23 protein-coding genes are annotated in these 20,897 nt (G+C 40.8%); 21 read left to right on the forward strand and 2 right to left on the reverse strand.

Going from position 1 to position 20,897, the window contains the following annotated elements; genetic code table 11:
* Positions 1-17 precede the first annotated feature (17 nt).
* Complete coding sequence (locus tag B5F91_RS02780; RefSeq protein WP_087427589.1) at positions 18-821, reverse strand: Cof-type HAD-IIB family hydrolase; 804 nt, start codon at positions 819-821, stop codon at positions 18-20.
* 272 nt (positions 822-1,093) lie between these two features.
* Here B5F91_RS02780 and B5F91_RS02785 point away from each other — a divergent pair, with 272 nt between their 5' ends.
* A complete protein-coding gene (locus B5F91_RS02785; RefSeq protein WP_087427590.1) occupies positions 1,094-3,214 on the forward strand; it encodes a hypothetical protein in 2,121 nt (706 codons plus the stop codon).
* Between the two features lie 259 nt (positions 3,215-3,473).
* On the forward strand, positions 3,474-4,142 hold the full coding sequence (locus B5F91_RS02790; RefSeq protein ID WP_087427591.1) for an MgtC/SapB family protein: 669 nt from the start codon (positions 3,474-3,476) through the stop codon (positions 4,140-4,142).
* Between the two features lie 35 nt (positions 4,143-4,177).
* Here the strand turns inward: B5F91_RS02790 and B5F91_RS02795 are convergent, their stop codons facing one another.
* Positions 4,178-4,396, reverse strand: a complete 219-nt coding sequence (locus B5F91_RS02795; protein WP_087427592.1) for a winged helix-turn-helix domain-containing protein — start codon at positions 4,394-4,396, stop codon at positions 4,178-4,180.
* A gap of 262 nt (positions 4,397-4,658) precedes the next feature.
* Between B5F91_RS02795 and map the strand changes: the two genes are divergently transcribed.
* From map to B5F91_RS02890, 19 genes are all read left to right on the forward strand, one after another.
* Positions 4,659-5,516: a type I methionyl aminopeptidase gene (gene map, locus B5F91_RS02800; protein ID WP_087427593.1), complete on the forward strand. Its 858-nt coding sequence runs from the start codon at positions 4,659-4,661 to the stop codon at positions 5,514-5,516.
* A gap of 9 nt (positions 5,517-5,525) precedes the next feature.
* Positions 5,526-6,554 (forward strand): tRNA (adenosine(37)-N6)-threonylcarbamoyltransferase complex transferase subunit TsaD, encoded by a 1,029-nt coding sequence (gene tsaD / locus B5F91_RS02805; RefSeq protein ID WP_087427594.1) that lies wholly within the window; start codon positions 5,526-5,528, stop codon positions 6,552-6,554.
* A gap of 33 nt (positions 6,555-6,587) precedes the next feature.
* A complete protein-coding gene (locus B5F91_RS02810; RefSeq protein WP_087427595.1) occupies positions 6,588-7,088 on the forward strand; it encodes a CinA family protein in 501 nt (166 codons plus the stop codon).
* A gap of 104 nt (positions 7,089-7,192) precedes the next feature.
* Positions 7,193-7,453: a 50S ribosomal protein L28 gene (gene rpmB / locus B5F91_RS02815; protein ID WP_087427596.1), complete on the forward strand. Its 261-nt coding sequence runs from the start codon at positions 7,193-7,195 to the stop codon at positions 7,451-7,453.
* A 20-nt stretch (positions 7,454-7,473) separates the two neighbouring features.
* On the forward strand, positions 7,474-7,662 hold the full coding sequence (gene rpmG, locus B5F91_RS02820; protein WP_087427597.1) for a 50S ribosomal protein L33: 189 nt from the start codon (positions 7,474-7,476) through the stop codon (positions 7,660-7,662).
* A 9-nt stretch (positions 7,663-7,671) separates the two neighbouring features.
* Positions 7,672-7,827, forward strand: a complete 156-nt coding sequence (locus B5F91_RS02825; RefSeq protein WP_087427598.1) for a DUF4295 domain-containing protein — start codon at positions 7,672-7,674, stop codon at positions 7,825-7,827.
* A gap of 161 nt (positions 7,828-7,988) precedes the next feature.
* Positions 7,989-8,951, forward strand: coding sequence for a signal recognition particle-docking protein FtsY (ftsY, locus tag B5F91_RS02830; RefSeq protein ID WP_087427599.1), 963 nt, complete (start codon positions 7,989-7,991; stop codon positions 8,949-8,951).
* Positions 8,948-10,249 (forward strand): 30S ribosomal protein S12 methylthiotransferase RimO, encoded by a 1,302-nt coding sequence (gene rimO, locus B5F91_RS02835; protein WP_087427600.1) that lies wholly within the window; start codon positions 8,948-8,950, stop codon positions 10,247-10,249. The genes ftsY and rimO overlap by 4 nt, the downstream gene beginning before the upstream one ends.
* 4 nt (positions 10,250-10,253) lie before the next feature.
* On the forward strand, positions 10,254-10,547 hold the full coding sequence (locus B5F91_RS02840) for an HU family DNA-binding protein (protein ID WP_087427601.1): 294 nt from the start codon (positions 10,254-10,256) through the stop codon (positions 10,545-10,547).
* Positions 10,540-11,481 carry an HU family DNA-binding protein gene (locus B5F91_RS02845; protein ID WP_087427602.1) on the forward strand — a complete coding sequence of 314 codons (942 nt, stop codon included), beginning with the start codon at positions 10,540-10,542 and terminating at the stop codon, positions 11,479-11,481. Before B5F91_RS02840 ends, B5F91_RS02845 begins: the two co-directional genes overlap by 8 nt.
* Before the next feature lie 214 nt (positions 11,482-11,695).
* A complete protein-coding gene (locus B5F91_RS02850; protein ID WP_087427603.1) occupies positions 11,696-12,691 on the forward strand; it encodes an AAA family ATPase in 996 nt (331 codons plus the stop codon).
* Between the two features lie 101 nt (positions 12,692-12,792).
* Complete coding sequence (locus B5F91_RS02855) at positions 12,793-13,662, forward strand: DUF58 domain-containing protein (RefSeq protein WP_087427604.1); 870 nt, start codon at positions 12,793-12,795, stop codon at positions 13,660-13,662.
* Between the two features lie 9 nt (positions 13,663-13,671).
* Positions 13,672-14,745: a BatD family protein gene (locus tag B5F91_RS02860; protein ID WP_144025055.1), complete on the forward strand. Its 1,074-nt coding sequence runs from the start codon at positions 13,672-13,674 to the stop codon at positions 14,743-14,745.
* 18 nt (positions 14,746-14,763) lie between these two features.
* Positions 14,764-15,762: a VWA domain-containing protein gene (locus B5F91_RS02865; RefSeq protein WP_087427605.1), complete on the forward strand. Its 999-nt coding sequence runs from the start codon at positions 14,764-14,766 to the stop codon at positions 15,760-15,762.
* 14 nt (positions 15,763-15,776) lie between these two features.
* The gene (locus B5F91_RS02870) at positions 15,777-16,802 is read left to right on the forward strand and encodes a VWA domain-containing protein (RefSeq protein ID WP_087427606.1); all 1,026 of its coding nucleotides are present in this window, start codon (positions 15,777-15,779) and stop codon (positions 16,800-16,802) included.
* A 1-nt stretch (position 16,803) separates the two neighbouring features.
* The gene (locus B5F91_RS02875) at positions 16,804-17,502 is read left to right on the forward strand and encodes a tetratricopeptide repeat protein (RefSeq protein WP_087427607.1); all 699 of its coding nucleotides are present in this window, start codon (positions 16,804-16,806) and stop codon (positions 17,500-17,502) included.
* A 54-nt stretch (positions 17,503-17,556) separates the two neighbouring features.
* On the forward strand, positions 17,557-19,386 hold the full coding sequence (locus B5F91_RS02880; protein WP_087427653.1) for a BatD family protein: 1,830 nt from the start codon (positions 17,557-17,559) through the stop codon (positions 19,384-19,386).
* 23 nt (positions 19,387-19,409) lie between these two features.
* Entirely contained in the window at positions 19,410-20,162 is a 753-nt protein-coding gene (locus B5F91_RS02885; RefSeq protein ID WP_087427652.1) for a tetratricopeptide repeat protein, read from the forward strand.
* 16 nt (positions 20,163-20,178) lie between these two features.
* Positions 20,179-20,886, forward strand: a complete 708-nt coding sequence (locus B5F91_RS02890; protein ID WP_087427608.1) for a phosphatase PAP2 family protein — start codon at positions 20,179-20,181, stop codon at positions 20,884-20,886.
* The last annotated feature ends 11 nt before the right edge of the window (positions 20,887-20,897 follow it).

Consider the following 20,897-nt stretch of genomic DNA (forward strand, 5'->3'; position numbering starts at 1 on the left):
TTGGGTTTGCGAAGCAACTAAATGAATTTTTCTACTGCATAGGCTACGCCGTCTTCGTCATTAGATAACGTGATGAAGTCGGCGTTTTCGCGTACTACCGGTTGCGCATTTGCCATGGCTATGCCTAAGCCTGCATACTGAATCATCGACAAGTCGTTGAATCCGTCGCCGATAGCAATCATTTCTTCTTTGCTCAGCCCGATTTCTTTTAGCAGTACAGATAAAGACTGGGCTTTATCAATGCCTTTGGGTACCAGTTCCAGGAAATACGGCTCAGAGCGGAATACCCCCATTTTGTCTTTCAGTTGCCCGTACATTTCTTTTTCTAAAACAGCCAAGCGGTCCGGCTCTCCTACTATCAGGCATTTGGTAATGGGGCGGGGGATAGCTTCCAGGAAATTATCCACTTTCTTTATTTTCATTACGTTCAGCAACGCTTCTTTCAGTACGTATTCGTCATCGGGCGATTCGGTCAATACAAATTCATGGTCGTAAGTGACGATGGCAAAATTGTTTTCTTTGGCACACTTATATAAATAAGGTAAAACGTCGTCGTCCAGCCATTTCTTATACATCAACTCTCCGGTTTTCCAGTCGATAATTTCGCCGCCGTTATACGAAAGGATATATCCTTCGTAGCGGTCAAGTTCCAATGCATTGGCAAGCGGGGCTACGCCGTATGTAGGCCGTCCGGATGCCAGCACTATTTTTACACCTTGTTTTTGTGCTTCTATTAAAGTAGCGCGTGTATGGTCGGTTATTTTCTTTTTCGAGTTGGTCAGTGTGCCGTCTAAGTCAAGCACGAGTAACTTGTATTTCATATTTCAATTCTTCAAAAATTTATTTCGGGACAAAGATACGCAATCCTTGGCAAAATAGCAATGGATATGCCTAAATGTCATTCGGGTACTGCCAAAAATGCATACGGGTTTGTAGGCTTACGAAGCTGGGTCTGATGGCTGATGAAGCAGGGTTCATCGGCAAACGAAGCAGGATTCATCAGAATAGGCATGTTGGATAGTTGCGTATTCCGGTTTGATGTAGCGGGTTATTTAAATTAATCAAGATAAAATTTTATCTTCAAAAACAAGGTATGAACGGCGTGCATTGGGGCGACGAGAAAACTTTATCGACTACGGGGCAAAGTTTCTATGCGTTTTATCCATTAGCGACCGGTAGGGATGGTTCACAAGCTTCTACTCCCATAGAGGGGTTGGTTACAGATACGAAAGTAACTGCTACAATCCCCGTGGCACAGGAAAGAGGAGAACTTTTGACTTCTGGTAATACGCCTGCAATAACCGATCCGAATTGGAAAATCATTGCTCCTAATATGACGTATGCCATGATGGCTGGTACCGGCAAATGGACAAGCAACAATGAAACTGATAACGTAACCCTGAATTTCAAACCATTGGTTACAGTATTGGATGTAATTGTAAATGGACCGGAATCAAATAGTTACAGTGTTGCCCAAGTACTTGTACAAAGCAAAAATCAGCCGATAGTCGGAAGTTTTACTTACGATGTTGCAACAGGCGAATTCAGCGATATGCCTGCACAAGGGACAAGCCAGAACAGGACAGCATCGGTGGATTGTATGGTTCCCGATGAAAGCGGTGTTCCGACAGCTATAAAATTGGCTTCTGGAGAGAAATTGAATGTCAAGTTCTTTTTGCTCCCGAGAGATATTAAGGCTTCCGAATTGAGCGTATCCGTTGTGTTGTCAAACGGTCAGACGCTTACCAAAGACCTTGCTGATGAAAATGCTGAACATAATTTGGCTCAAGGAGAAATTGTCCGTGTATTTACTCCGAAACTGAATTCTGCCAATGTCAATAACTGGATGAGCCGCATTGGTGATGATGTGCTTTTTGCCTCTCAGCTTTCTATTCCTGGCACTAAACATTCTTTTACATATCGGACTTTTGGAAGTGAAAGCGGAGATTATGATGCCGAACATGATATTATGCAATCATTCCAATCGATAGATATTGATAATCAGTTTGATGCGGGCATTCGTGCTTTTGATGTGAAAGTAAGTACAGGCTCAGGACAGGGCATCCAAATTTATTCAGGTACAGAAAATATTGAGCCTTTGAGTAATTTTTTGAATGCATTAAAATCGAAGTTGATGACAGCTTCAACGGAATGTGCTGTGGTTGCTATTAATTTTGTGGATTGGGGAGATAGTCAAAGCGAATGGTTGCGAAAACTATGTGCTGAAATAAATAATTGGAATAGCCGTCAAGGACAAAACAGTTATGGAGAACAATGGCTGCAACTTATTAATTCTCAAACAACTATGGGAGACATGCGTCAACGAATCGGTATTATTGTCCATTCGCCGGAAGCCAATCCGCGGGCGTATGATAACATAAGCATTATTGGAGGTTATAGCACCAGCGTACAAAATACAAGTTTGGTAAACTACAGTTTTGTAAGAGGGGATAATGTGTGGATTCAGAATTTGCTTCAAGTGAACAATCCGGAAATCAATGTTGGTACGCATAATGGGGCAGGATTGACACCTTATTTTATTACCGAAGCTGTAGGAAAAGGTGAAGCTACTTCCTATGATTTGATAGACACCAAATTGGATTTGATAGACCAATTACTGAATACAATCCGGCAGCAGGGAACAAGTAACTTGTATGTGAATGACTTAGGTGGATTCTGTGTGGTAAACTACCGAGAATGGCAAGACGGCATATTCGGTGGTTCTTGGGTATCTAAGCCTGAAGAAAGTACAGGGTCTGCTACTTACCACACATATAATGCTAGAAACATTTGGGGGGGATGGCAATGGAATGAAGATGGCAATGGTACTACCACCATTGACTATGCAAACATCCCTGAAAAAACTGGTTATACCTACTATACAGAAAAAAGACCTACAGATAATCAAGCTCCTGCAAGTCCTGAAGCCTCACGAAATGCTACGTGGCTATATGTAGATGCTACTAATTCCCAACGTGGGCAGGGAGGCAACAATGCTTTGCTTGCCGAAAAGATAAATCCGCAAGCTTTGACTAAAATTTATAATATGGTAGATGAAGGACGTGCTCCGCTGGGTGTAGTTTATATGAACTTTGCCGGTACGGATGAAGTAACTATGGGAGGACATCCATATAATGTATACGGTACTCAGTTGCCTGCTATCATTATATCCAATAATTTCAAGTTTGCTTTGGAAACGAAATCAGGAAATTAAACCTATAAACTGCTCATAAAGAGGGCACAGGGTGTTACATCGGGCTTGTATGTAACCCTTGTGCCCTTTTGTCTCATGGCTTTTCATTTATCAAATTTGAATGTCCGCATTTTACCAAATTACCTGTAGGGACATCCATTTTAGCATTTTAAATGAAGGAGTCGTGCTTTTGCCATAAATGTTCTTTGTTATCCCTTGCAAATTCCTGTTTTTATTTGTATCTTAGTCCATGTTTTCAGAAAGGCTAAAATAGAAGCGTATGGATTTAGTATGGGATTTCGCCTTGCGTCTGTTTCTGGCAGGGGTAATGGGCATATTGATTGGACTGGAGCGCGAATACCGGGCTAAAGAGGCTGGGTATCGGACGCATTTTCTGGTGGCATTGGGAAGTGCATTGATGATGATTGTGTCGCAATATGGTTTTACGGCTGTATTGGAAACAGACTTGGTACGGCTCGACCCGAGCCGCATCGCCGCTCAGGTGGTGAGCGGAATCGGTTTTATCGGGGCAGGAACCATTATTTTACAGAAACAGATTGTAAGAGGACTGACTACGGCGGCAGGCATTTGGGCAACTTCAGGCATCGGGCTGGCTATCGGTGCGGGCATGTATGGCATTGGGATAACGGCTACCATTTTTGTGTTATTGGGGCTGGAAGCGTTGAGTTTCTTTTTTAAGAGTATAGGCTTGCGCAATATGATGGTCGAGTTTTCGGCACACGACAAGGAGGTGATTAAGCGCGTTTCGGCTAAGTTTCATTCGAAAAATTACATTGTGGTGTCTTATGAGATGTCGGAAGCATATAGCGAAGGCATGCCCATTTACCATGTAAGCATGGTCATTAAGGCGAAGCAGATGAACGAGGAGGGGCTGTTGTTGATGTTCATGCAGGAATTTCCTGACATTACGGTGACAAAAATAATTTGAGCTTTTGAGTCTGATAACTCAAAAGCTCAACAATATTATCCGATGAAGACATTGATAGTAAGGAAAATTCTGTCACCATGTTCATTAACATCAAAATCAATTTTGTCTTCACGTGCAAGCCAGCCTATTGCTGCATTCAAGTCTCTGTCGGTCAAGCCTGTGGCTGATTTCAGTTCTTCGTATTCCCAGTGCCGGTTGTCCTTCAATTTTTCCCAGACAAGTCCGGCGTTTTCTCCAATTTGACTTTTGTTCATTTTGTCCTTAGTTTAGGGTTGGTATTTAAAGGTATTAAAGCGTATAAGGCAAAGTAAGCAAAATTCCAGTAAACAGTCAACTTTTTCTTGTTGTTTTTTATCAAAACGGATGAATTTTCTTTTAATTGTTACATAATTGTTGTGTTAAGTTTGTTGTTTTATGCTCGGATATTAGATGAAAGATGTTTCAAAAGCGTGAAATTTATTCGTTTATTCCAGTGATTTTATATACCTTTGCCTATGTTTTTAAGAAACATGAGAGATGATAAAGAGAAATAAGGTAAACTGGAAGATTCCGAAAGGAGCCGAATTGACCGAACTGGATAAGAAAGTGCTTTATTTTCAGAATAAAGGGCATTTGGTTCCGACCCGTGAATTGATAAAGACTCCGGAACAAATAGAGGGCATCCGTCGGGCTGGCTTGCTGAATACGGCTGTGCTGGATAAAGTGGCGGAAAACATTAAAGAGGGCATGAGTACTGCCGAGATAGACAAGATTGTTTACGATTATACAACCAGCCATGGCGGTATTCCCGCATGTTTGGGCTATGAAGGTTTCCCCAAAAGTGTATGTACCTCTATCAATGAAGTGGTGTGTCACGGGATTCCTTCGGAAGAAGAAATATTGGAAGAGGGCGACATTATCAATGTAGACTGTACGACGATAGTGGATGGTTATTATGCGGATGCGTCGCGCATGTTTATTATAGGCAAGACAACCCCAGAAAAGGAAAAGCTGGTACAGGTGGCACGTGAATGTATGGATATCGGTGCCGAGGCTGCCCAACCTTTCGGATTTGTGGGAGATATCGGACATGCAGTTGAGAAACATGCCAAGAAAAACGGCTTTTCGGTTGTGCGTGATTTATGCGGGCACGGAGTCGGGCTGGAATTCCATGAAGAACCGGACGTGTTGCATTACGGACGAAAAGGTACAGGCATGTTGCTGGTGCCGGGAATGGTCTTTACCATTGAGCCGATGATTAACATGGGAACATGGGAAGTATTTATAGATGAAGAAGACGGTTGGACGGTCGTAACGGAAGACGAGTTGCCTTCCGCACAATGGGAACATACGTATGTGATGACCGACAACGGTTTGGAAATATTGACGTATTAAGATGGATATATGGAAGGAAAAGACATTATTATATTAGGTATAGAGTCTTCGTGTGACGATACTTCGGCAGCGGTTATCCGGAATGGGGTATTGCTTTCGAGTGTCATTGCCAGTCAGGCAGTGCATGAAGCATACGGAGGCGTTGTGCCCGAATTGGCTTCGCGCGCACATCAGCAAAATATCGTGCCTGTGGTTCACGAAGCATTGAAACGCGCAGGGGTTACGAAAGAACAACTTAGCGCAGTCGCTTTTACCCGTGGACCCGGACTGATGGGTTCTTTGTTGGTCGGAGTGTCGTTTGCTAAAGGGTTTGCACGTGCCTTAGGCATACCGATGATTGATGTTAATCACCTGCAAGGGCATGTGTTAGCTCATTTCATTAAAGAATCGGATGAAGATACCGACCAGCCTAAGTTTCCTTTTATCTGCTTGTTGGTGTCGGGCGGAAACTCTCAGATAATCCGCGTAAACGCATACAATGACATGCAAGTCTTAGGACAAACCATAGATGACGCGGCGGGCGAAGCGATTGATAAGTGTTCGAAAGTCATGGGATTGGGTTATCCGGGCGGACCGATTATTGACAAATTGGCGCGGCAAGGGAATCCGAATGCCTATACGTTCAGCAAGCCTCATATTCCGGGTTATGATTATAGCTTTAGCGGATTGAAGACTTCTTTTCTTTATTCGTTGCGCGATTGGTTGAAGGATGATGCCGATTTTATTGAGCATCATAAGACTGACCTTGCCGCTTCTTTGGAAAAGACAATCGTAGATATTTTAATGGATAAGCTTCGTAAAGCAGTAAAAGATACAGGCATTAACGAAGTGGCTGTAGCCGGAGGCGTGTCTGCCAACAATGGTTTGCGCAATGCTTTCCGTGAACATGCTGCCAAATATGGGTGGAAAATCTATATTCCCAAATTCGGTTATACGACCGATAATGCGGCTATGATTGCCATAACGGGCTATTACAAATATCAAGATAAGGATTTTTGCAGCATAGACAAGCCTGCATATTCGCGGGTAACTATATAGGTATCAAGAATATTAATTAAAAGAAAAATCAGTATGTCAGTAGAAACTAAAAAACTAAGTAAGGAAATAAGTGAAATTTTTTGGAGGGAAAATTTCACCTTGGCTACAGCTGAAAGTTGTACAGCCGGTAATGTTGCGGCAATCATTACAGCCATCCCTGGCAGTTCTCGTTTCTATAAAGGCGGAGTAGTAGCGTATGCAGACGAAGTGAAGCAAAATTTGTTGCATGTGAATGCGGAAACATTGGAAACATACGGAGCCGTAAGTGAAGAAACCGTAATTGAAATGGTAAAGGGGGCTATTGAAACATTCGGTACAGATTATGCGATGGCAACTTCAGGCATTGCAGGTCCCGGCGGAGGCACTCATGAGAAGCCTGTAGGCACAATTTGGCTTGCAGCCGGAAGTAAAGATAAAATTGTTACGGAAAAATTGACGGAAGACGAAGGACGCGAGAAAAATATCCAGTCTGCTACTAAAAATGTGTTGCAATTATTGCTTGAAGTATGCCAAAATCAAGAAAATAAGCAATAAAGCACCAATTAGTTGCAGAAAAACTTGCATATATAAAATAAAAGCACTTACTTTGCACTCCGTTTTAAGGAGCATAGAAATAAAACTATAAAAACTAGATAGAAATGTCGAAAATTTGTCAAATTACCGGAAAGAAAGCCATGATTGGCAACAATGTTTCACACTCTAAAAGAAGAACGAAAAGAACGTTCGATGTGAACTTGTTTACAAAGAAATTCTACTATGTAGAACAAGATTGCTGGATTAGCCTGAGAATCTGTGCTAACGGCTTGAGAGTTATTAATAAGAAAGGTCTGGACGCTGCGCTGACAGAAGCTGTAGCTAAAGGCTATTGTGATTGGAAATCTATCAAAATCATTGGTTAATTAAAAGGAGAAAATAGACTATGGCTAAGAAAGCTAAAGGCAATAGAGTACAGGTGATCCTTGAATGCACAGAAATGAAGGAGAGTGGTATGCCGGGAACTTCTCGTTACATTACTACTAAGAATAGAAAAAATACACCTGAAAGATTGGAATTGAAGAAATACAATCCGATTTTGAAAAGAGTAACAGTACATAAAGAAATTAAATAATAAGAAACCATGGCAAAGAAAACAGTCGCAACCCTTCAGACAGGTAAAGAAGGCCGTTCTTATACTAAGGTTATCAAAATGGTTAAGTCTCCGAAGACCGGTGCTTACACTTTTGACGAACAAATGGTTCCTAACGAAAAAGTTCAGGACTTCTTTAAGAAATAAAGAGCATGTCTCTAGTTGATAAATGAAAAAGGTTCCTTTCATAAGAAGTGAAAGGAACCTTTTTCGTTAACAGCTAAATTTTGTTTATAGATTATTCTTCAATCTCTGTATTTTACAGTATATTTGCAGGAGAGAATAATCGAATCTAAAAAGATAACTGTATGGGAATTTTTAGTTTTTTTTCTAAGGAAAAGAAAGAGACCTTGGATAAAGGATTATCGAAAACCAAGGAAAGCGTGTTCGGTAAGATTGCACGGGCTATTGCCGGCAAGTCCAAGGTGGATGACGAGGTGCTCGATAATTTGGAAGAAGTGCTGATTACTTCGGATGTAGGTGTAGATACTACGTTGAAAATCATTAAACGCATTGAAAAGAGAGTAGCTCAGGATAAATATGTCAATACAGACGAACTGAATGGCATTTTGCGGGAAGAAATAGCTGCATTGCTGACTGAAAATAATACAGTAGATGCAGAAGACTTCAACATACCCGAAGGAAAAACGCCATACGTCATTATGGTAGTGGGCGTAAATGGAGTAGGAAAGACTACAACTATCGGTAAATTGGCATATCAGTTCAAGAAAGCCGGTAAATCGGTTTATCTGGGTGCTGCCGATACGTTCCGTGCGGCAGCTGTAGAGCAATTGGTGATTTGGGGCGAACGGGTAGGAGTTCCGGTTATTAAGCAAAAGATGGGTTCCGATCCGGCTTCAGTGGCATTTGATACATTAAGTTCTGCTGTTGCCAATCATGCCGATGTAGTTATTATTGATACGGCAGGCCGTTTGCATAATAAAATCGGTTTGATGAACGAGCTTACGAAAATTAAGAATGTGATGCAGAAAGTGGTTCCGGATGCGCCTCACGAAGTTTTGTTAGTGCTTGACGGTTCTACTGGGCAAAATGCGTTCGAACAGGCTAAACAATTTACCTTAGCTACCGAAGTTAATGCTATGGCTATCACAAAACTGGACGGGACTGCCAAAGGAGGTGTAGTGATAGGCATTTCAGACCAATTTAAGATACCTGTAAAATATATCGGTTTAGGCGAAGGCATGGAAGACTTACAGATTTTCCGTCGTCGCGAATTTGTAGATTCATTGTTTGGAACGACGAATAAATGAGAAAAAATACGATAGATATTATCACCTTAGGCTGTTCGAAGAATTTGGTTGATTCGGAAAAGCTGATGAAACAGCTTGAGGCGAACGGCTATAAAGTGACGCATGATAGTGAGAATCCTCAAGGCGAAATCGCTGTAATTAATACGTGTGGGTTTATCGGCGATGCGAAAGAGGAATCAATCAATATGATTTTGGAGTTTTGTCAGGCGAAAGAAGAAGGACGGTTAAAAAAGCTCTATGTGATGGGCTGTCTTTCGGAACGTTATCTGAAAGATTTGCAAAGTGAAATACCACAGGTTGATAAATATTATGGAAAATTCAACTGGAACGAACTGTTGGCAGATTTGGGCAAGCCTTATCATCCGGAACTGGCGATTGAACGTCATTTGACAACTCCTAAACATTATGCATACTTGAAAATATCGGAAGGCTGTGACCGGAAATGCGCTTATTGTGCCATACCTATTATTACAGGCAAGCATGTGTCGCGCCCGATGGAAGAGATTTTGGATGAAGTCCGGCTGTTGGTATCGCAGGGAGTGAAAGAATTTCAGGTCATTGCGCAAGAATTGACTTATTATGGCATTGATTTGTATAAGAAGCAAATGCTCCCTGAACTTATCGAAAAGATGGCTGCCATTCCGGGTGTGAAATGGATTCGGTTGCATTATGCTTATCCGGCACATTTCCCGAAAGACTTGTTCCGCGTTATGCGTGAAAACGATAATGTATGCAAGTATATGGACATTGCATTGCAACATATCAGCGATAATATGCTGCAACGCATGAACCGTCATGTGACGAAAGCTGAAACATACGAATTGATTGAGCAGTTTAGAAAAGAAGTGCCGGGCATTCATTTGAGAACAACGCTGATGGTGGGTTTCCCCGGTGAAACGGAACAGGATTTTGAGGAACTAAAAGAATTTGTCCGTAAAGTCCGTTTCGACCGTATGGGGGCTTTTGCTTATTCGGAAGAAGAAGGCACTTATTCTGCCAAGCATTATAAAGATGATGTGCCGCAAGCTGTAAAGCAGCAACGATTGGATGAATTGATGGAAATGCAACAGGAAATATCGAATGAACTGAGCCATTCAAAAATCGGTAAAACATTTCAGGTTATTATTGACCGCAAAGAAGGTGAATATTACGTAGGACGTACCGAATTTGATTCGCCTGAGGTTGACCCTGAGGTTTTGATTAAAGATGAAGGGAAATTGCTACATGTCGGCTCATTCTATCGGGTGAAAGTATGTGATGCAGACGATTTTGATCTGTATGCAACCTTATTGTCATAAATCTATGAACCATAAAGAACTAACAGGAGAAATAGCCCGGCGTTTGGGATATTCGGATAAAGATGCGGCACAGCTCACCGGTTCAATGATTGCCATTATGGGTGAGCAACTGCAGGAGGGAAAGTCATTGTCTTTTACTGATTTCGGAACATTTAAAGTGGAAAAGAAATTGGAACATATCACGGTTAACCCATTGACTAAACAACGCTTTTTGGTTCCTCCGCAATTGATTTTGACATTTAAACCTGCTGATGCATTAAAAGGAATGTCTGAAAATACTATTTCTGCTCATGAATGACCAATTTACTTTACACGAATTAATCGGACTGCTGTCACAACGTAATCAAATGAAACAGGCAGATGCGGAAGCATTTGTCCAAACCTTTTTTGCCTTAATTAAAGAAACGCTTGTGATAGATAAGTATGTAAAGGTTAAGGGATTAGGGACATTTAAGCTGATTGATGCACGTGAAAGGATTGAAGCCAATGCGGATGAATCTGTTGGTATGCAAGCCCATTTACAGATTTCGTTTACTCCAGATGCTTCGATGCGGGATGCTGTGAATAAGCCGTTTAATCATTTTGAAACGATATTGTTGAATGAGGCAACGCATTATGATGACATACCGGAAGAGGTTTCTTCACAGGCGTGTCAAGCAGCAGATGATATGACCGAATCAGTAAAAACGGATGTGCCAGCAAGAGAGGAGATTGCGGCAGAAGAAAAGCAACCGGCAAATGAAGGAACTATTTTGAAAGATAATCCGCATCGGAGTGGTGCATATCTGCGTTTGCCTTGGTGCTTGATTGCTTCAGTTTTGTTGGCTGGTATATTGATAGGAGGAGGAATTGCATGGGGCTTGCTTTCCGGGAGGCGATACATACCAGAATCTGTCATTCAGATTTTAACAGAAGAAAAAGAAGAAGCTGAGCATACGGATACGGCTTCGGTTGTTGTATCGTCTGATACATTCCGATTGCCTGCAAAGGATAAAAATAAAGCTGTTTTGCCGATTGTTTTGTCAGATGCGGTCCGCTATGATATTCAAGGAACGCTTGCCACACATACGCTTCGGCGTGGAGAGAGTTTGGCACGTTTGGCAGAACGGTATTACGGGAATCGGAATTTGTGGACTTATTTGGCGCGTTATAACCGGAACAATATAAAAGACGCTAATGACATTCCTGTAGGAACTTTGATTCACATTCCGAAACTGGTTCCGAAAGAATAAAGTTTGAACGTGGAAGCGTAATATGTCTTTTGTCTTGTGGCATTTTAAAAAACTTTAGCCCAATAAGATTTAAATGAAACAAGGCAGCTACTTTTTTTAATAAAAATTAGTTGTGCCTGTTAATATAATGCTGTACTTTTGGAATCGATATGAAAATACGTGGAAAGCGTATGAATAAATAGATATTTGAAAACATAAAAAATAGAGAAAAACTATGGCTGAAGCTATTGACATTCGTGCATTGAATGAACAAATTGAACGTGAAAGTGCGTTTGTAACAAACCTGATGGCGGGGATGGATCAAGTTATTGTAGGACAGAAGCATCTGGTTGAATCATTATTAATCGGTCTGTTGTCAGACGGACATATCTTGTTGGAAGGTGTTCCAGGGTTGGCAAAGACATTAGCAATCAAGACGCTTGCTTCGTTGATTGACTCCAAATACAGCCGTGTCCAGTTTACTCCAGACTTGTTGCCTGCCGATATTCTCGGAACCATGATATACAGTCAGAAGGATGAACAATTCGTAACGAATAAAGGACCTATTTTCGCTAATTTCATTTTGGCTGATGAAATCAACCGTGCTCCGGCAAAAGTGCAAAGTGCTTTGCTGGAAGCAATGCAGGAACGTCAGGTAACGTTGGGTAAAGAAACTTTTAATTTGCCTTCTCCTTTCTTGGTTATGGCGACACAGAATCCGATAGAACAGGAAGGAACTTATCCGCTTCCCGAAGCGCAGGTAGACCGTTTCATGTTGAAGGTCATTATTGATTATCCGAAACTGGAAGAGGAAAAGAAGATTATTCGTCAGAATATTTCAGGCGAGAAGAAAGAAATCCGTCCGATTCTTCGTGCTGAAGACATCATTGAGGCACGTAAAGTAGTGCGTCAGGTTTATTTGGATGAAAAGATTGAACAATATATAGCCGACATTGTTTTCGCTACACGTTATCCGGAAAAATATGACTTGAAAGAATTGAAGGGGCTGATTGGTTTTGGCGGTTCTCCGCGTGCTTCTATCAATTTGGCATTGGCTGCCCGCAGTTATGCGTTTATCAAGCGTCGCGGGTATGTAATTCCGGAAGACGTGCGTGCTATTGCTCATGATGTGTTGCGTCACCGTATCGGACTGACTTACGAGGCAGAAGCTACCAATGTTACTTCTGATGAAATCGTAAGCAAGATTCTGAACAAAGTGGAAGTGCCCTAATCAGGCACCGTAATCCGTATTTACGGAAACACAAGAGACACAAACAGGTATATATTTACAATGATCGAAAATTGTAAATAGTCAAATAGTAAATGCAATAGATGGAAACAAGTGAACTATTAAAACGGGTACGTCAAATCGAAATCAAGACTCACGGGCTTTCGAGCAATATTTTTGCCGGACAGTATCATTCTGCTTTTAAAGGAAGAGGTATGGCTTTTTCTGAAGTCCGCGAATATCAATTCGGTGATGATGTACGCGATATAGACTGGAATGTGACAGCTCGTTTCGATAAGCCATTTGTCAAAGTGTTCGAAGAAGAACGTGAATTGACAGTCATGTTGCTGGTAGATGTTTCAAACAGTTTGGATTTCGGTACAGTAAAGCAATTGAAAAAAGACATGGTAACTGAAATAGCGGCTACGCTGGCTTTTTCAGCTATTCAGAATAATGATAAAATAGGTGTGATTTTCTTTTCGGACCGGATTGAGAAATTTATTCCGCCTAAGAAGGGACGTAAGCATATTTTGTATATTATTCGGGAATTGCTTGATTTCCAGCCAACAAGCACACGTACTGATATCCAATGTGTAATTGAATATCTGACTAATGTACTGAAGAAACGGTGTACGGCTTTCATGCTGAGCGATTTTATAGATGACCATGATTTTCAGAATGCGTTGACGATAGCTAATCGTAAACATGATGTCGTGGCAGTACAAATATATGACCGTCGTATGGAAGAATTGCCTAATGTCGGTTTGATGAAAGTGCGCGATGCCGAAACGGGTCATGAACAATGGATTGATACATCATCGAAGGCGTTGCGCAGAGCGCATCAAGCTTGGTGGAAGGAACGTCAGCAAAAATTGAATGATGTATTTACGCATAGCAATGTCGATTCGGTTTCTGTTCGTACAGACCAGGATTATGTAAAAGCATTGCTTAATTTATTTGCTAAACGAAACTGAGTGTAATTTATGAAACGTACCTTATTATATATAGTGTTGCTATCGTTATTTGCCATACCAAGGGCAAGGGCGCAAGTGACAGTGGATGCCAGCATTGACTCATTGCAGCTATTGATAGGCGAGCAGGCGAAAATCAAGTTGCAGGTCAGCATGAATGCTAACCAGAGACTGCAACTACCGATGCTTCGTGATACGCTAGTGGCAGGCGTTGAAGTGCTGGATATTGCCAAACCTGATACGCAACTGTTGAATGACAACAAACGTTGGCTTATTTCGCAAGAATATACAGTTACTTCATTTGATTCGGCATTATATTATCTGCCTCCGTTTGAGGTATTGGTAGACAATCAGGCATATCGTTCGAAAGCATTGGCATTGAAAGTTTATTCTATCCCTGTCGATACGTTACATCCGGATCAATTCTTTGGTCCGAAAGATATACGTGAAGTTCCTATTATATGGGCTGATGTAGCTCCATTAGTTTATGCAGGCATTATTATGCTGATATTGGGAGCTTTGACGGTATTTCTTGTTATCCGCTTCCGTGATAATAAGCCGATAATCAAGATTATCAAGATAGAACCCAAATTGCCTCCGCATCAGGTTGCAATGAAAAAGATTGAGGAGATAAAAGCCGAGAAGCAAATCCAGCGTGAAGATCCTAAATTGTATTATACGGAATTGACGGAAGCTATCCGTACTTATATAAAAGACCGGTTTGGATTTAATGCGATGGAGATGACATCTTCTGAAATCATCAGCCGTTTGCTGGAAGAAAAAGACCCGCAATCAATCAGCGACTTAAAACTGTTGTTTGAAACAGCTGACTTGGTGAAATTTGCTAAACACGCTCCGATGATGAATGAAAACGATATGAATCTGGTAAATGCTATTGATTTCATTAATCAGACGAAGGTAGAAGAAGACCCGAATGCAAAGAAAGAGCCGACAGAAATCCGTGTGGAAGAAAAACGGTCTAAGCAAGGGCGTATCGCTTTGATGTGCAGCATTGCGGCTGCAGGTATCGGTGCCGTAGTTTGCTTGTATATAGTGATTCGTCACATAATCGACTTGTTCTTTTAACTTTAACTGTTAGGAATCATGATTTTTGCAAATATTGAATATCTGTTTTTATTGCTTTTGCTGATACCTTATATTGTTTGGTATTTCATGCGGCGGAAGAAAACAGAACCTACCATGCAGGTTTCTACTGCCCGCATGTATATGAGTGCTCCTCGAAGCTGGAAGTTGTATTTGCTTCATGCGCCTTTTTTGTTGCGCATTGTGGCTTTCGTGATGATCGTATTGGTTTTGGCGCGTCCGCAAACCACCGATAATTGGCAAAATACGGAAATAGAGGGTATTGATATTATGTTGGCTGTCGATGTTTCTACCAGTATGCTTGCTGAAGATTTGAAACCGAACCGTTTGGAAGCGGCAAAGCAAGTGGCAGCACAATTTATTAACGGGCGTCCGAATGACAATATCGGATTGACTATTTTTGCGGGAGAAGCTTTTACGCAATGTCCGTTGACGATTGACCATGGAGTTTTATTGAATTTATTTAATAGTATAAAAGGGGATATTGCTCAACGCGGATTAATAGAAGACGGTACTGCCATCGGTATGGGGTTAGCCAATGCTATCAGCCGTTTGAAAGACAGTAAGGCGAAGTCGAAGGTTATTATTCTGTTGACCGACGGAAGTAACAATCGGGGAGATATTTCTCCACTTACAGCAGCTGAAATTGCCAAGCAGTTTGGCATACGTGTTTATACAATTGGTGTAGGAACAAATGGTACAGCTCCTTATCCGATGCCTACTTATGCAGGAATCCAATATGTGAATGTTCCGGTAGAAATCGATGAGCAGACGTTGATTCAAATTGCCGGTACGACAAATGGAAATTATTTCCGTGCGACGAGCAATTCGAAATTGGAAGAGGTCTATAAGGAAATTGATAAATTGGAAAAGACAAAATTAAACGTAAAGGAATTCAGCAAACGTGAAGAGGCGTATATGCCTTTTGCTTTAGTCGCATTTTTGTGTATTTTGCTGGAACTTGTTTTACGTAATACTGTATTAAAGAAAATACCCTAAAATCAAGAAGTGTTATGTTTCGATTTGGAGAACCTATCTATTTATATTTGCTGCTTATATTGCCGATATTGGTAATTTTGTATTTGTATTCCAATTACCGGCGGCGCAAGAAAATCCGCCAATATGGCGATCCGGAATTATTGGCACATTTGATGCCGGATGTCTCAAAATATCGTCCGGATGTGAAGTTCTGGCTAGTTTCTGCAGCCTTAACTATGGTTATTTTTATGTTGGCACGTCCTCAGTTCGGTTCTAAAATGGAGACGGTGAAACGTCAAGGTGTCGAAACCGTTGTCGCACTTGATATATCAAATTCAATGCTGGCTGAGGATGTGGCTCCCAGCCGGTTGGAAAAATCGAAGAAACTTATTTCACGTCTTGTTGAAACCTTTAATAACGATAAGGTTGCCATGATTGTGTTTGCGGGTGAAGCTTTCACTCAACTTCCTATAACAAGTGATTATATTTCAGCTAAAATGTTTCTTGAAACAATCACGCCTTCTTTGATTTCTACTCAAGGAACGGATATCAGAGGAGCTATTGACTTGGCTATGAAAAGTTTTACTCCGAACGAAGGGGTAGGGCGTGCAATCGTGTTGATTACGGATGGTGAAAATCATGAAGGAGGGGCTATTGAAGCGGCTCAGGAAGCTGCTAAAAAAGGTGTCCGTGTCTTTGTATTAGGAGTCGGCTCACCAGACGGTTCGCCTATCCCTACAGGTAACGGGAACGAATTCCGCCGGGATAAAGACGGCAATGTCATTGTAACAAAGTTGAATGAACAAATGTGTCAGGAAATAGCGAAAGCAGGAAATGGCATGTATGTACGGGTAGACAACACGAACAATGCAGAACGTGCGTTGAATGCGGAAATCAATAAATTGGCAAAAGCAGATGTAGAAACACAGATATTTACGGAATTTAACGAACAGTTTCAAGTATTGGCGTGGATGGCGTTGATTCTGTTAGCCATTGATTTGATGATTTTGGAACGGAGGAATCCGTTATTCAAGAATGTGAAACTTTTTAAACAGGACTAATATGTTACGGAAAGGAATTATCATACTGGGGCTTGTCTTGGTTTCGGCTTTGGCATACGGACAAAAAACGGAGCGTGATTATTTACGTAGCGGTAATAAATTGTATAAGGATAGTACATTTGTAAAAGCCGAGGTTGATTATCGCAAGGCATTGGAATTAGAACCGAAATCAACTGATGCTATCTATAATTTAGGCAATTCGCTTTTGATGCAGCAAAAGGCAAAAGAAGCGATGGAACAATATGAAGCCGCTTCACACATTGAAAAAGATAAAATGAAGCTGGCTCAGATTTATCACAATATGGGAGTGATTTTGCAATCGTCCAAACAGTTGCCACAATGTATAGAAGCATACAAAGAAGCTTTACGGAACAATCCAAAAGATGATGAGACACGCTATAATTTGGCTCTTGCGCAAAAACAATTGAAAGACCAACAACAGCAGCAGAATCAAGACCAACAACAAGAACAGAAGCAGGAGCAGAAGCAAGACGAGAAAGAACAGAATAAAGACCAACAAGACCAGCAACAGAAAGACCAGCAGCAAAACCAGCAACAGCAACAACAGCAGCAGAATCAAATGTCAAAAGAAAATGCCGAACAACTGTTGAGAGCTGCGATGCAAGACGAAAAGAATGTGCAAGATAAAGTAAAGAAAGGCATCCGGGTAGAAGGGCGGAAGCTGGAAAAAGATTGGTGATTCGTAATGAAGAATAAGTAAAGAATGAAGAATTATAAAAAACAGACATACATGATGAGAAAATTGGTTTTCTTTCTACTGTTAGTCATAGCCGTTTTGCCGATGCAGGCAAAAGAGGATGTTACGTTGACTGCCGAAGCACCTGATGTGGTAGTAAGCGGTGACCAGTTCCGGCTGACTTTTACAGTCAATACCCAAAAAGGGAAAGACTTTCTGGCACCTTCCATCAGCGGATTTGATGTACTGATGGGACCGAGCCGTTCACAACAAAGCAGTACGCAAATCATTAACGGCAAGGTTTCCTCAAGCAGTGCTATTACCTATACCTATATATTGATGGCAGGAAAAGAAGGCACATATACTATTCCTGCAGCCAGTATAGAAGTGGACGGTAAAAAAATCTTTTCAAATGCACTTACTATCAAAGTGCTTCCACCCGACCAGGCAGCTGGCAATCAGCAGTCGAGGCAAGGAGGCAATGCTTCTTCATCTCGCGGACAAATAGCGGGAAGTAAAATCAGTGATAAAGACTTGTTTATTACAGCAACAGCAGCTAAAACTACGGTCTATGAACAAGAAGCGATATTGTTGACATATAAAGTATATACATTGGTGAATTTACGACAGTTGTATGGAAAAATGCCTGATTTGAAAGGTTTCCATACACAAGAAATAGAATTGCCACAACAGAAAACATTTTCATTGGAGCATTATAACGGACGTAATTATAATACAACAATCTGGAGTCAGTATGTCCTTTTTCCTCAACAAACGGGTAAGTTAGAAATACCTTCTATAACTTTTGAAGGGATAGTTGCGCAACAAACCATTTCGGATGACCCGTTTGATGCATTTTTCAATGGAGGTGGATATATTGAAGTCAAAAAGAAGATTGTAACTCCCAAAGTGGTAATCAATGTCAAACCGCTTCCTGCCAAGCCTGATAATTTCTCAGGTGGAGTAGGCGAGTTTACTATGTCATCATCAATCAATGCGAAAGAAGTCAAGACGAACGATGCTGTAACCATTAAGTTGACTATTAAGGGAGCAGGCAATATGAAACTGCTCAGTAGTCCTGAAGTGAAATTCCCTGAAGATTTTGAAGTATATGACCCTAAAGTAAATAACAATTTCGAAGTATCACGTGCGGGATTGTCTGGAACACAGACCATTGAATATTTGGCAATTCCTCGCCATGCAGGAGATTTTACGATTCCGCCGGTAGAATTTACGTATTTCGATTTGAAAAGCCGTTCATATAAAACATTGAAAACGGAAGAATATCGTCTGAAAGTAGCAAAGGGAAAAGGCAATGCAGACCAAGTAATCGCTGATTTTACGAATAAAGAAAACGTGAAAGTGTTAGGGCAAGATGTACGTTTCATTAAATTAGGTGATACAAGGTTGAGTCCGAAAGGTGAAGTTTTCTTTGGAACAACCGGTTATTGGTTGGGGTATATCATTCCGTTTATCGTTTTTGTTGCTTTGGTTATTTTCTTCCGTAAACAAGCTGCCGAGAATGCGAATGTAGCAAAGGTAAAGACTAAAAAAGCCAATAAAGTTGCAACTAAACGTATGAAACTGGCAGGAAAATTGCTTGCTGATAATAAGAAAAACGAGTTTTATGATGAAGTGCTGAAGGCTTTGTGGGGATATATTAGTGATAAACTGAGTATTCCAGTCTCACAACTTTCAAAGGATAATATTGAAGCGGAACTTACGCGGTATGGTGTGTCGGACGAGATAACAAAAACCTTTATTAATGCATTGAATGAATGTGAATTTGCCCGCTATGCACCTGGTAATGAAAGTGAAGCAATGGATAAAGTTTATGCAACATCGGTTGAAGCAATCAGCAAGATGGAAAATAGTATTAAACATTAAAAATGGATAGGAGAGGATTATATATGAAAAAACTGTCTATTTTGTTGGCTGTATTTCTGATAAGTACAGTACAAATGGCTTTTGCCGCAACAAAAGCAGATGCCGATCAGGCTTATCAAGAAAATAAGTTTGCCGAAGCGATTACTGCATACGAATCAATTCTGGAAACAGAAGGTGAATCGGCTGACATCTATTATAATTTGGGAAATTGCTATTACAAAACAAAAAATATAGCCAAAGCTGTTTTGAATTATGAGCGTGCATTGCTTTTAAATCCAGGCGATGCCGACATCCGTTTTAATTTGGATTTGGCAAGGAGTAAGACTGTTGACCAAATTACTCCAACCAGCGAAGTTTTTATTGTAACATGGGTAAGAGACATTACAAATCTGATGAGTGAAAAAGGGTGGGGAACTACAGCAATTGTTTCCTTTTTGCTTTTGCTGGCAGGCTTGGCATTGTACATTTTCGGCAACCGCATTGTATTAAAGAAAATAGGATTTATTGGAGCCGTTGTTTTTCTGATAACTTGTGTTTGCGCTAATTGCTTTGCAAACGGACAGAAAGATAAAGTCGTCAATCGGACAGGGGCTATTGTTATGTCTCCCACTATTACAGTCAAAAGTACGCCTAATGAAAGCGGAACTGACTTGTTTGTGCTTCACGAAGGAACAAAAGTCTATATAGAAGACGATTCGATGAAAGATTGGAAAGAAATCCGTCTGGAAGATGGGAAAGAAGGATGGCTCCCGACTTCTGCTATCGAAGTAATATAATTGGATAGAAATAAGTATGGATATACAGCAACTGATAGAATTAGACCGCGATTTGCTATTAAGCTGGAACGGGAGTGAATCTTTGTTTTGGGATGGATTCATGTGGATTGTTTCTGACACTAAAACATGGGTGTTAGCTGCTATTGTGTTGCTGTATATCATTTTTAAAAATACGAAATTTGCGCATGGTGTGCTTATTTTGGTAATGATAGCTCTGACTATTACAATGGCAGACCAGTTTGCTTCAGGTTTATGTAAGCCATATTTCGAACGTTTCCGACCGGCTCAAGATCCCGAGTTAATGTATTTAGTAGATGTAGTAAATAGCTATAGGGGAGGGCGTTATGGATTCATATCAAGCCATGCCGCAAACACGTTTGCTTTTGCTTTGTTTATATCGTTATTAATTCGTAACGGGTGGCTAACGTGGGTTATGTTTTTGTGGGCTGCAATCCCTTCTTTTTCTCGTATTTATTTAGGTGTCCATTATCCTGGCGATGTTTTATGTGGTGCTTTAGCCGGGTGTGTTGTTGCCCTGTTAGTTTATTGGCTTTATCATTTTATAGCCCGGAAATATTTTGAATCTCCTCAGTATATATCTAAACAATATACATCAAGCGGATTTGAAACGATTGATATACATATATTTTATATTGCTTTGCTTGTGACATGCATGTATATCATTGTTGCGGCAATGGTTGTATCTAAAGGACTCCATTTTTGATGAATTTGGCT

Source organism: Bacteroides sp. An322 (assembly GCF_002161765.1).
GTDB lineage: Bacteria > Bacteroidota > Bacteroidia > Bacteroidales > Bacteroidaceae > Phocaeicola > Phocaeicola merdavium.

Coding starts and splice junctions, on each gene's coding strand:
- B5F91_RS02880 (WP_087427653.1), top strand. CDS start 17,557: ATGAGAAAATTGGTTTTCTTTCTACTGTTAGTCATAGCCGTTTTGCCG.
- B5F91_RS02860 (WP_144025055.1), top strand. CDS start 13,672: ATGAAACGTACCTTATTATATATAGTGTTGCTATCGTTATTTGCCATA.
- B5F91_RS02780 (WP_087427589.1), bottom strand. CDS start 821: ATGAAATACAAGTTACTCGTGCTTGACTTAGACGGCACACTGACCAAC.
- rpmG (WP_087427597.1), top strand. CDS start 7,474: ATGGCTAAGAAAGCTAAAGGCAATAGAGTACAGGTGATCCTTGAATGC.
- rpmB (WP_087427596.1), top strand. CDS start 7,193: ATGTCGAAAATTTGTCAAATTACCGGAAAGAAAGCCATGATTGGCAAC.
- B5F91_RS02790 (WP_087427591.1), top strand. CDS start 3,474: ATGGATTTAGTATGGGATTTCGCCTTGCGTCTGTTTCTGGCAGGGGTA.
- B5F91_RS02865 (WP_087427605.1), top strand. CDS start 14,764: ATGATTTTTGCAAATATTGAATATCTGTTTTTATTGCTTTTGCTGATA.
- B5F91_RS02890 (WP_087427608.1), top strand. CDS start 20,179: ATGGATATACAGCAACTGATAGAATTAGACCGCGATTTGCTATTAAGC.
- B5F91_RS02855 (WP_087427604.1), top strand. CDS start 12,793: ATGGAAACAAGTGAACTATTAAAACGGGTACGTCAAATCGAAATCAAG.
- B5F91_RS02870 (WP_087427606.1), top strand. CDS start 15,777: ATGTTTCGATTTGGAGAACCTATCTATTTATATTTGCTGCTTATATTG.
- B5F91_RS02845 (WP_087427602.1), top strand. CDS start 10,540: ATGAATGACCAATTTACTTTACACGAATTAATCGGACTGCTGTCACAA.
- B5F91_RS02810 (WP_087427595.1), top strand. CDS start 6,588: ATGTCAGTAGAAACTAAAAAACTAAGTAAGGAAATAAGTGAAATTTTT.
- B5F91_RS02850 (WP_087427603.1), top strand. CDS start 11,696: ATGGCTGAAGCTATTGACATTCGTGCATTGAATGAACAAATTGAACGT.
- tsaD (WP_087427594.1), top strand. CDS start 5,526: ATGGAAGGAAAAGACATTATTATATTAGGTATAGAGTCTTCGTGTGAC.
- map (WP_087427593.1), top strand. CDS start 4,659: ATGATAAAGAGAAATAAGGTAAACTGGAAGATTCCGAAAGGAGCCGAA.
- B5F91_RS02875 (WP_087427607.1), top strand. CDS start 16,804: ATGTTACGGAAAGGAATTATCATACTGGGGCTTGTCTTGGTTTCGGCT.
- B5F91_RS02795 (WP_087427592.1), bottom strand. CDS start 4,396: ATGAACAAAAGTCAAATTGGAGAAAACGCCGGACTTGTCTGGGAAAAA.
- ftsY (WP_087427599.1), top strand. CDS start 7,989: ATGGGAATTTTTAGTTTTTTTTCTAAGGAAAAGAAAGAGACCTTGGAT.
- rimO (WP_087427600.1), top strand. CDS start 8,948: ATGAGAAAAAATACGATAGATATTATCACCTTAGGCTGTTCGAAGAAT.
- B5F91_RS02840 (WP_087427601.1), top strand. CDS start 10,254: ATGAACCATAAAGAACTAACAGGAGAAATAGCCCGGCGTTTGGGATAT.
- B5F91_RS02885 (WP_087427652.1), top strand. CDS start 19,410: ATGAAAAAACTGTCTATTTTGTTGGCTGTATTTCTGATAAGTACAGTA.
- B5F91_RS02825 (WP_087427598.1), top strand. CDS start 7,672: ATGGCAAAGAAAACAGTCGCAACCCTTCAGACAGGTAAAGAAGGCCGT.
- B5F91_RS02785 (WP_087427590.1), top strand. CDS start 1,094: ATGAACGGCGTGCATTGGGGCGACGAGAAAACTTTATCGACTACGGGG.